The organism is Streptomyces niger, from assembly GCF_000718305.1.
Lineage (GTDB): Bacteria > Actinomycetota > Actinomycetes > Streptomycetales > Streptomycetaceae > Streptomyces > Streptomyces niger.
The window spans coordinates 444,819-453,743 of record NZ_JOFQ01000004.1 but is presented as its reverse complement, the minus strand read 5'-3'; the positions used below and the strand labels follow the sequence as shown (position 1 = coordinate 453,743).

At 74.3% G+C, this 8,925-nt stretch carries 11 protein-coding genes; 3 read left to right on the top strand and 8 right to left on the bottom strand.

What is annotated here, in order from left to right; genetic code table 11:
* Positions 1-114: 114 nt before the first annotated feature.
* The 3 genes from IF20_RS10945 to IF20_RS10935 all read right to left on the bottom strand — a co-directional run bounded on the left by IF20_RS10945 (position 115) and on the right by IF20_RS10935 (position 2,987).
* Positions 115-861, bottom strand: a complete 747-nt coding sequence (locus tag IF20_RS10945; RefSeq protein WP_052864877.1) for an SDR family NAD(P)-dependent oxidoreductase — start codon at positions 859-861, stop codon at positions 115-117.
* Positions 862-959: 98 nt separating this feature from the next.
* On the bottom strand, positions 960-1,295 hold the full coding sequence (locus tag IF20_RS10940; protein ID WP_052864876.1) for a YnfA family protein: 336 nt from the start codon (positions 1,293-1,295) through the stop codon (positions 960-962).
* Between the two features lie 153 nt (positions 1,296-1,448).
* Positions 1,449-2,987: an FAD-dependent oxidoreductase gene (locus IF20_RS10935; protein WP_052864875.1), complete on the bottom strand. Its 1,539-nt coding sequence runs from the start codon at positions 2,985-2,987 to the stop codon at positions 1,449-1,451.
* A 97-nt stretch (positions 2,988-3,084) separates the two neighbouring features.
* On the opposite strand from IF20_RS10935, the gene IF20_RS10930 reads away from it, so the two are divergent.
* Complete coding sequence (locus IF20_RS10930) at positions 3,085-3,681, top strand: TetR/AcrR family transcriptional regulator (RefSeq protein ID WP_052864874.1); 597 nt, start codon at positions 3,085-3,087, stop codon at positions 3,679-3,681.
* A gap of 60 nt (positions 3,682-3,741) precedes the next feature.
* Here the strand turns inward: IF20_RS10930 and IF20_RS10925 are convergent, their stop codons facing one another.
* The gene (locus tag IF20_RS10925; protein WP_052864873.1) at positions 3,742-4,680 is read right to left on the bottom strand and encodes a M56 family metallopeptidase; all 939 of its coding nucleotides are present in this window, start codon (positions 4,678-4,680) and stop codon (positions 3,742-3,744) included.
* A 3-nt stretch (positions 4,681-4,683) separates the two neighbouring features.
* Positions 4,684-5,145, bottom strand: a complete 462-nt coding sequence (locus IF20_RS10920; RefSeq protein ID WP_052864872.1) for a BlaI/MecI/CopY family transcriptional regulator — start codon at positions 5,143-5,145, stop codon at positions 4,684-4,686.
* A gap of 211 nt (positions 5,146-5,356) precedes the next feature.
* Here IF20_RS10920 and IF20_RS10915 point away from each other — a divergent pair, with 211 nt between their 5' ends.
* Entirely contained in the window at positions 5,357-6,220 is an 864-nt protein-coding gene (locus IF20_RS10915) for a hypothetical protein (RefSeq protein ID WP_052864871.1), read from the top strand.
* Positions 6,221-6,270: 50 nt separating this feature from the next.
* Complete coding sequence (locus IF20_RS10910; RefSeq protein ID WP_052864870.1) at positions 6,271-6,534, top strand: twin-arginine translocase TatA/TatE family subunit; 264 nt, start codon at positions 6,271-6,273, stop codon at positions 6,532-6,534.
* 86 nt (positions 6,535-6,620) lie between these two features.
* Here IF20_RS10910 and IF20_RS10905 read toward each other — a convergent pair whose 3' ends face one another.
* From IF20_RS10905 to IF20_RS10895, 3 genes are all read right to left on the bottom strand, one after another.
* Complete coding sequence (locus tag IF20_RS10905; protein WP_052864869.1) at positions 6,621-7,076, bottom strand: tellurite resistance TerB family protein; 456 nt, start codon at positions 7,074-7,076, stop codon at positions 6,621-6,623.
* Positions 7,077-7,260: 184 nt separating this feature from the next.
* Positions 7,261-8,004 carry an ANTAR domain-containing protein gene (locus tag IF20_RS10900; protein ID WP_052864868.1) on the bottom strand — a complete coding sequence of 248 codons (744 nt, stop codon included), beginning with the start codon at positions 8,002-8,004 and terminating at the stop codon, positions 7,261-7,263.
* A 56-nt stretch (positions 8,005-8,060) separates the two neighbouring features.
* Complete coding sequence (locus tag IF20_RS10895; RefSeq protein WP_052864867.1) at positions 8,061-8,906, bottom strand: ANTAR domain-containing protein; 846 nt, start codon at positions 8,904-8,906, stop codon at positions 8,061-8,063.
* Between the last annotated feature and the right edge of the window lie 19 nt (positions 8,907-8,925).

Genomic DNA, 8,925 nt, shown 5'->3' with positions numbered 1-8,925 from the left:
GTTGTGCGGTGAAGCCTAGACACCTCCACCACACCGGAGGTCTTCGCCATTGATCAAGCCCTGCGAGTGTCAACAACGCTCGTGATCAATACACCTAGGTCCCGCAGGTGCCTGTCAGGCCTCGCGGTGGACCTTGGTGTTGGAGGCCTGCGCGCGGGGGCGGACGACGAGCAGGTCGATGTTGACGTGGGCCGGCCGGGTGACCGCCCACGCGATCGTGTCGGCCACGTCGTCCGCGGTCAGCGGCTCGGCGACGCCCTCGTACACCTTGGCGGCCTTCGCCTCGTCGCCGCGGAAGCGGGTGAGCGCGAATTCGTCGGTCTTCACCATGCCGGGGGCGATCTCGATGACGCGTACGGGCTGACCGCACAGCTCCAGGCGGAGCGTCTCGGCGAGGACGTGCGCGCCGTGCTTGGCGGCCACGTAACCGCCGCCGCCCTCGTACGTGCCATGCCCCGCGGTGGAGGAGAGGACCACGACCGTGCCGTCGCCGGAGGCGGTCAGCGCGGGCAGCAGCGCCTGCGTCACGTTGAGCACGCCGAGGACGTTGACCTCGTACATCGCGCGCCAGTCGGCCGGGTCGGCGGTGGCCACCGGGTCGGTGCCGAGCGCGCCGCCCGCGTTGTCCACCAGGACGTCGCAGCGGTCCAGGGAGGCCGCGAAGGCGTCGACGGCGGCGCGGTCGGTGACGTCCAGGGGGTACGCCTCGGCGTGCGGGAGCTCGGCGGCCAGTGCTTCGATGCGCTCCTTGCGGCGCGCGGTGAGGATCACGCGGTAGCCGGCCTCGGCGAGCTTCCGGGCGGTCGCGGCACCGATGCCGCTGCTCGCTCCGGTGACAACGGCGGTACGGGCGGCGGTCATACGTGCTCCTCGGCGTACGGGCGTACGGATGTACGAGTGGGCGGTACGTGATCAGAATAAGCGCAGCCGGCCCGCTGCCCGGGAGGTCCGCCGGAGCGTCACCGCCCCCGCGGCGCGTACATGATCAGTGCCATGCCGGCCAGGCAGACCAGGGCGCCCGTGAGGTCCCAGCGGTCGGGCCGGTAACCGTCCGCGACCATGCCCCAGACCAGCGACCCGGCGACGAAGACGCCGCCGTACGCGGCCAGAATGCGGCCGAAGTCGGCGTCCGGCTGGAGCGTGGCGACGAACCCGTACGCGCCCAGGGCCAGGACGCCGGCGCCCGCCCACACCCAGCCGCGCTGCTCCCGCACGCCCTGCCAGACCAGCCAGGCGCCACCGATCTCCAGAAGCGCGGCGAGGACGAAGAGCACGGCGGAGCGGATGATCGACATACCGGCAGCGTATGCGGACCGCCCGGACCGCCTGGACCGCCTGGACCGCCCGGACCGCCCGGACCGGCCCGGCCTCGGGCGGCCGTCCCGGGCAGGCGCCGTCCCGGTCGCTCACCCCGGGCGGCCGTCCCGGGCAGGCGCCGCCTCGGTCGTTCACCGCCGGGCGGAGGCCGCCGCGGCCGGCTCCTGCTCCGCCGGTCCCGTCCAGTGCAGCAGGGCCGCCGCGAGGGCGTCCGCGCGGGCCGCGCGGTCCATGGTGTCCGTGGCCCAGGCGATGTAACCGTCGGGGCGGACCAGCAGCGCGGTGCGGCGGTCGCCGCGCCAGGTGCCGTGCGCGAGACGGGTGGTGTCCCGGCCGCCGAGCTCCGGCGTCTCGTACGCCGGGGTGATGAGCACGAAGCGGTTGCCGCGCAGCGCTTCGTAGAGGCGGCTGCCGTCGGCGAGCCGGATGTCGGGCGCGCGCCGGCCGGTGAGCGGGTGGTCGCCGCGGCCGCGCCGGTAGGCGATGCCGATGCCGGAGACCTGCGCGATGGCGCGGCGCGTCAGCGGCGGCACGTGTTTCACGACCTGCCCCACCAGCGCGCCGGCGACGCGCTGCGCGCGGGTCTGCAGCAGCGCGAACCGGATGAGCGCGCCGCTGGAGCGCAGCACCGTGCGGCCCACCGGGTGGCGCTCGGCGTGGTACGTGTCCAGCAGTTCGTCCGTGGCCCGGCCGCGCAGGGCCGCGATCAGCTTCCAGCTGAGGTTGGCGGCGTCCTGCAGGCCGGTGTTCATGCCCTGGCCGCCGGCCGGGGAGTGGACGTGGGCCGCGTCGCCGGCGAGGAAGGCCCGGCCCACGCGGTACTCGGGGACCTGCCGCTCGTCGCTGTGGAAGCGGGACATCCAGCGGGCTTCCCGCATGCCGTAGTCGGTGCCGTGCGCGAGCCGGGTCAGCTCGCGGACCTCGGCCAGGTCGACCGGCGCCGTGTCGTCGGCCTGCCGGCGGCGGTGCCAGGCGATCACCCGGTACCAGCCGTCGCCGAAGCCCGCGACGAGGGCGAAGGCGTCGCCGTCGGCCTTGGCGACGAGCGGCTCGGCCGGCGCTTCGGTGAGCCGTACGTCGGCGAGCACGACCGACCGGATGACGGCCTTGCCGGGGAACGGCAGGCCGAGCGCCCGCCGCACGCCGCTGTGCGCGCCGTCGGTGCCGGCCAGGTAGGCGGCGCGGTACTCGCCGGTGGCGCCGTCCGTGGTGCGGACCGTGGCCGTGACGCTGTCCGCGTCCTGGCGGATGCCGGTGACCTCGTTGCCGTAGGCGAAGGTCACGCCGGCCTTGCGGGCCCGCTCCGCCAGCACCCGCTCGACCTCGAACTGGGGTGTGACCAGGACGTACGGGTAGCGCGTGGGCAGCCCGGTCGGGTCCATCCGCACGTCGCCGAAGAGCTGGAGCGAGGTGACCGGATGCCCGGTGGCGATCACGTCCTCGGCCAGGCCGCGGGCGTCGAACTGCTCCAGGGTGCGGGCGTGCACCACCAGGGAGCGGGTGAGGTTGCTGATTCCCGGGGCGCGGCGCTCCAGCAGGGTGACGTCGAGCCCGGCCTCGGCGAGGTCGCCGGCGAGCAGCAGGCCGGTGGGCCCGGCGCCGACGACGAGGACGTCGGAGGTGGGGTGCGGGGGTGTGGTGCGGGTCGTGGTGCCGGATTCGCGGTGCATGGCCGCCTCCTGTGCCAACGATCGTTGGTCAACGCTTGTTGGCAACGTACGGCGGCAACCCTGGCGTGTCAACAGCTGTTGGCCTACGCTTGTTGACATGGCTGACAACGAGCCCTCAGCGCCGCCCGAGTCTCCGGCCCGTCCTCGCCGCTCCGACGCGACCCGGGCCGCGATCCTCACCGCGGCGCGCGACCGCTTCGCCGCCGAGGGGTACGAACGCGCGACCATCCGCGCCATCGCCCGGGACGCGGCCATCGACCCGTCCATGGTCATGCGCTACTACGGCAACAAGGAGGGGCTGTTCCTCGCCGCGACCGAGATCGACCTGCGGATGCCGGACCTGTCGGCGGTGGACCCGGCCCGGTTGGGCGAGCGGCTGGTGCGCCACTTCCTGGACGTCTGGGAGAGCGACGAGCGGCTGACCGGGATGGTGCGGGTCGGCGTCACGGTGGACGCGGGTGCCGAGCGGCTGCGGTCGATCTTCCGCGACCAGCTGGGGCCGGTGATCGCGGCGGTCTGCCCGGTGCCGGACGAGGCGCCGGTCCGGGCCGTGCTGGTCGGCTCGCAGATCGTGGGCATGGCGCTGGCCCGCTACGTCGTGCGGGTCCCGCCCGCCGTCGGCCTCGACCACGACGAGGTCGTCGCCTGGCTGGCGCCGACGGTGCAGCGGTACCTCACGGCGGAGCGGCCCTGAGCGCCGAGGGCGCCGAGGGCGCCGAGGGCGCCGACCCGCTCCGGCCGGGGGCGGGCGCCCTCACAGCGGGGTCGCCGCGTGGAGGACCAGGAAGAGCGCGACCGTGGCGTTGACGGAGGAGAGGGCCGAGGCGAGGGTGCCGGCCGCCGCGACGAGGGTGGCGAGCCCGGCGGGGGTGAGCGCCGGGGGCAGGCTGCGGGCCGGCGGGCCGGGCCCGAGCAGCGCGGCCACCCGCCGCGGCACGGGGCCCGGAGCGGCGAACGACGCCAGCCCGGCCAGCGGGGCGCCGCCGGTGACCAGCGCGGCCTTGCCCACCGCGCGGGCCGTGGCCCGTCGGTCGCCGACCGCCCGCGCCGCCTCCTCGTCCGCCCAGCGCTCGGCGCAGAACTCCGTCGCCGTACGCAGCGGCAGCAGGAACGGATTGGCCCGGGCCGCGAGCTGCACGGCCAGCAGGTAACGATGGTGGCGGCCCGTCAGGTGTGCCCGTTCGTGCGCGAACAGGGCCCGCCGCTCGCGCGAGTCCAGCCGCGCCAGCATCGCCGTGGAGACCACGATCCGGCCGCGTCCGGGGCGCCGGGACGGCAGCGCGTACGCGTACGGCGCGCTGTCCGGCAGGACCGCCACCGGCGAACCGGGCAGCCCCGCCAGCGCGCGGGTCGCCCGGCGGCGTACCCGCAGGTGGCGCCAGAGCGTGCGGCCGCCCGCCACGGCCACCGCGAGCAGCGCGGGGATCGCGGCCTTGCCCGCGACCTCGTCGTACGGGACCGCCGCGCGGACCTCCGGGTCGGACCAGCCGTCCGGCAGCGGGTTGCCGGGGAGCTGGGCGGTGCCGACGACCATGATCAGGGCGAGGCAGAGCGTGCTGCACACGGCCAGCACGGCGGCTACCCCGGCCAGCAGCCGGGTGGCGCTGCGGGGGTGCAGGTGCTGCTCGGCCAGGCGCGCGACCGGCCAGGCGGTGAGGGGGAGGACCAGGGGCAGGAAGACGAACACGCCCACCGGTCAGCCCTCCGGCGCCTGTTCCGTGCCGGTCACTTCGGGCCCCGCCGGCATGTCCGATGCTTCGTGGAGCAGGCCGCGCAGCAGCCGCTCGTCGTCGGGGGAGAGGGCCGTGACGAAGCTGGCCAGTACCGCTTCGCGATCGGTCTCCCCGTCCAGCACCCGGCGCATGCGCAGCGCGGCGAGCCCGGCCTCGTCGGACGCGGCCTGCCACACGAAGGCGCGGCCCAGCCGCTCGCGGGTGACGGCGCCCTTGGCCAGCAGCCGGGAGAGGATGGTCATGACGGTGGTGTAGGCGAGGTCGCCGTCGAGACGTTCCTGCACCCAGGCCGCCGTCGCCGGGCCCGAAGACAGCCGCAGCACCGACAGGACCTGGGCCTCCAGCTCACCCTGGCCGCGCCGGCGCCCGCGGGGGTCGCGCTCGTGCCGTCCCTCGCCCGCTCGCCTGCCCGCTCCGCGGTCCACTCCGCCGTCTCCCTCCGCCGCCCGTCCGCACGTGTGCTCGTACGTTCCGTGGGGCGGCCATCGTACTGACGGAAGCACGTCGGGCCGTACCGACGGAAGCGCGTCGAGTCGTACCGACGGAAGCAGCCGGGCACGCCCGGGCGGCCCGCCCTCGTTTCTACAGTGCTGTAGATTCAACGCTGCCAGGCATGGGGGCGGAAGCGGGGAAGCGATGGCACGGTTACGGCGGGAAGGCCTGCGGGCGCAGGACAGGGCGGACTTCGAGCGGCTGGTGGACCGGGCGCTGAGCACCGGTGAGCTCGCGCGGGCCGTACGGGCCGACCGCACCGGAGAGCTCGGCAGGCAGCTGCGCGCCGACGCGCTCACCGAGGCCGCCCAGCTCGCGGAGGCGGCCGCGCCGGAGTACCGGACGTATCTCGCCCTCCGGGAGGGCGCGACCGGTGCCGATGCCGGTGCCGGCGTCGACGGCGACGGCGAGGCGGGGCAGGGTCGGTGGCGCGGGGTGCTGCCTCTGCTCGGCGTGTTGGTGCCGAGCCTGGCCGCCGTGGCGGCGGCCGTCTTCTTCCTGCTGGGCTACCTCCTGCGGCCGGCCGCTTCGCAACGCGCCCTCGCGGACGCCCTGATCACCGCCGGGCAGGTCTCCGTGGTGGTCACCGCGGCCTCCTTGGCCTGCGGCGTCGCCGGACTGCTCGGCACCGCGGCCCGGCACCGGGCGGCGACGCCGGGCGGTGCCGACGCGTCCGGCGAGCGGCTGCGGCAGGCGCGCGAGGCCTGGCAGCTGGCGCTGCTGGGGCACGGGATCGTGCCGCACCTGGAGCGGCGGCTCCGGGCCGCCCCGCCACCCGCCCGGGAGACCGGCTCCCGGCCCCGCCCCGGCTACAGCAGCCCGGACTTCGCGGCGCCGGACTATGCGACCGGCGACTACGCGACCGGGGACTATGCAAGTGGTGACTACGCGAGCGGGGACTACACGAGCGGCGACTACGCGAGTGGCGATTACGCCAGCGGCGACTACGCGAGCCCGAATCATTCGGGACCCGACTTCAGCGGCCCCGATTCCGGGCCGCGGCACTGACCAGTACGCTCATGTTGCCCTCCGTGCGGAGGGGGAAGAGAGGACCCGGGATGTTCGGGATCAGTGAGATCGCGCTGCTCCTCATCGTTGTCATCGTGCTGCTCGCGGCCAAGCGGCTGCCCGATCTCGTACGGTCCGCCGGCAAGGCGACCCGCATCCTCAAGAGCGAGACCCGGGCGATGAAGGACGGCGTCCACCCGGACGACGACGGCCCGCCGCCGCGCACGATCCGCGCCCGGCCCGGCGACGTCATCAGCTCCCGCACGCACGACGAGGCGCCCGGCACCCCCGGCGAACCGGGGGCCCGCAGCTGACCGCCGCGGGCCGCACCCGGTGGCCCGTCACGGCCGACCCGTCACCACGGCCGACCCGTCGCCGGTGATCCGTCGCCGGTGATCCGTCACAGGTCGAACTCGGCCGGCGGGATGTCCAGCGCGAAGCAGACCTCGCGCACGACGGCCTGCTCGGTCTTGTCGAAGTCGCCGTCGGCGCCGCCGATGACGATGCCGATCTGGATGACGGCCCGCGCCTCGGTCGGCTTCTTCTTCACCTTGCCGATCTCCTGCATCACGCTCACCTTGCCGAAGTCGAAGTCGGCGATGAGCTTGTCGAGGTAACCGTCGAAGCGGCGCTGCAGGTCGTCCGCCGCGAAGTTCTGCAGCACCTCGTTGGACATGATCAGCTGGGCCACCCGGCGGCGCTCGGACGGGTCGACGGTGCCGTCCGCCGCGGCCACCAGCGCGCACATGGCCATGCTCGCGTCCCGGAAGGCACCGCTTTTGAGGTCGTTCTTCTTCGCGACCAGCTGGGTCTGCATCGTCTGCGCGGAATCCTTGATCCGGTCCCACAGCGCCATCTGAATCTCCTCGTCGTCCCTCGTCCGTTGCGCACGACTGCGCAGAGCTGAAATCTACACGGGTGTAGAAGTTGACGGCGCAGGCCACCCCTGAGGGCCGGCGGTCGCCCGCTCCGGTGCCCGGAGCGGTCGTGTCCGTCGTGATGCTCAACGTGCCGGTGGGACGAAAGGTGCCCGGGCGGCGCTACGTGAGGCCGTTGTCGCCGCCGTCAAGCCGGAGGCGGCCCTCGACCACGTCGTGCGCGACGTCGCTCAGCAGCCGGCGGTGGGCACGGGCGTGGCCGCGCAGCAGCGCGAAGGCGCCGTCCATGGTGAGCCCGCAGCTGTTGGCGAGCACGCCCTTGGCCTGCTCGATGATCACGCGGCTCACCAGTGCGTGCTCCAGCTGACCGGACAGCGTCCGGCTCTCCTGCAGCTCGTGTTCGCGTATCAGGGCGAGCGCGGTGAAGTCCGCCAGCGCCTGGGCGAGCGCCCCGGTCTCCTCCGACATCGGGGCGTCCGCCGGGGAGCCCAGCAGGACCAGCGCCCCCACGGGCCGCTCACGGGTCCGCAGCGGGAAGGCGGCGGCCCGGGTGTATCCCAGCTCCAGCGCCCGCGAGGTGTATCGCGGCCAGCGCCGCATGGCCGCCTGGCCGTCGAGTGCGACACAGGGGATCGGCCGGCCGCTGTTGCGGGCCTCCGTACCGGGGCCCTCGGCCCACTTCAGGGCCTCGCGTTTCAGCAGCTGCGCACCGTCCTCGGAGCCGGCGACCTGCGGCTCGGCGCGGGCGTCGACGGCGGCCACCGTGCCGACCGCGTGCACGCCGAGCAGTTCCGGGCCGTACCGCACGAGTGTGGCCAGCAGCTCGGGGGCCTCCAGGGGCGCACCCGCGCTCCCTCCGGACAGTTCTACGAACACGTCGGCGATCTGCTGTGCCGGTGTCGTCATGACGCCCCCTTCAGGCGAGTCGCAGCGTCCTGCGAACTTTGCGCCATCTTTGCCTCTCAGGCAAGACGGAACGCCCCACTCACGATCCGCTCCGCCATTTCGTTGACGGGTACCCCGTCCGCATAGGCCCTCGCCTTGATGAGCGCGAGGGCGTCTCCGACGGGGCAGTGTTCCTGTACGGACACCATCCCCGCGGCCTGGTGCACGGCGTCGCGGTGGTCCGTCCCGCCGTAGAGCTCGGGATCGGCGTCCGGGCCCAGCAGCATGGTTTGCACCAGGCCCTGGGTGACGTCGGCGAAGACCGTGTTCGTGGCGGCACCGGGCCGGGGGTCGAAGACCGCCAGCGAACCCAGGCACCCGTCGGGCGTCTTCAAAGGTACGGCGATCACCTCGCCGAAGCCGAGTGCCGTGACGGCCGGGCCGTAGGCGGGCCAGCGCTGCTCGATGTCCAGGCCGGTGGCGGAGACGCGGTGGCGGCCGGCCGCGGCGTCCGTGCCCGGGCCTTCGCCCAGGACGTACTCCAGGTCCTGGGCGGCGCGCGATCCCTTGTCGGAAGCGGCCACCGCGAGCTGGCTCTGGTCGGAGCCCACCAGGGTGAGGGCGGCGCTGTCGGTGCCGCAGGCCTCGGCGACCACGCTCATGAAGAGCGGCTGGGTGTCCTGCGGGCCGGTCAGGGACATCAGCTGCTGGGCGAACGTCTTCTGCAGCCGCGCCGAGGAACGGTGGCACGCCGCCGACCGGCGGTGGTTTGCGGCCAGTTCGGCGTGGCGGGTGTTTCCGGACTCCAGGGCGAGCCGTTCGTACCGCTCGGCGAGCGCTTCGGCGCGGGCAGCGCGCTCCAGCGCCCTGACCGCACGCTGCCAGGCGCCCCCCGGGTCTCCGGGCGAACTGCCGGTATCCATGTACTCACCCTACGCCGAC

Bases quoted from the DNA above. Each gene is read 5' to 3' on its own strand.
- IF20_RS10945 (WP_052864877.1), bottom strand. From the start codon at position 861: ATGACCGCCGCCCGTACCGCCGTTGTCACCGGAGCGAGCAGCGGCATC.
- IF20_RS10940 (WP_052864876.1), bottom strand. From the start codon at position 1,295: ATGTCGATCATCCGCTCCGCCGTGCTCTTCGTCCTCGCCGCGCTTCTG.
- IF20_RS10935 (WP_052864875.1), bottom strand. From the start codon at position 2,987: ATGCACCGCGAATCCGGCACCACGACCCGCACCACACCCCCGCACCCC.
- IF20_RS10930 (WP_052864874.1), top strand. From the start codon at position 3,085: ATGGCTGACAACGAGCCCTCAGCGCCGCCCGAGTCTCCGGCCCGTCCT.
- IF20_RS10915 (WP_052864871.1), top strand. From the start codon at position 5,357: ATGGCACGGTTACGGCGGGAAGGCCTGCGGGCGCAGGACAGGGCGGAC.
- IF20_RS10910 (WP_052864870.1), top strand. From the start codon at position 6,271: ATGTTCGGGATCAGTGAGATCGCGCTGCTCCTCATCGTTGTCATCGTG.
- IF20_RS10905 (WP_052864869.1), bottom strand. From the start codon at position 7,076: ATGGCGCTGTGGGACCGGATCAAGGATTCCGCGCAGACGATGCAGACC.
- IF20_RS10900 (WP_052864868.1), bottom strand. From the start codon at position 8,004: ATGACGACACCGGCACAGCAGATCGCCGACGTGTTCGTAGAACTGTCC.
- IF20_RS10895 (WP_052864867.1), bottom strand. From the start codon at position 8,906: ATGGATACCGGCAGTTCGCCCGGAGACCCGGGGGGCGCCTGGCAGCGT.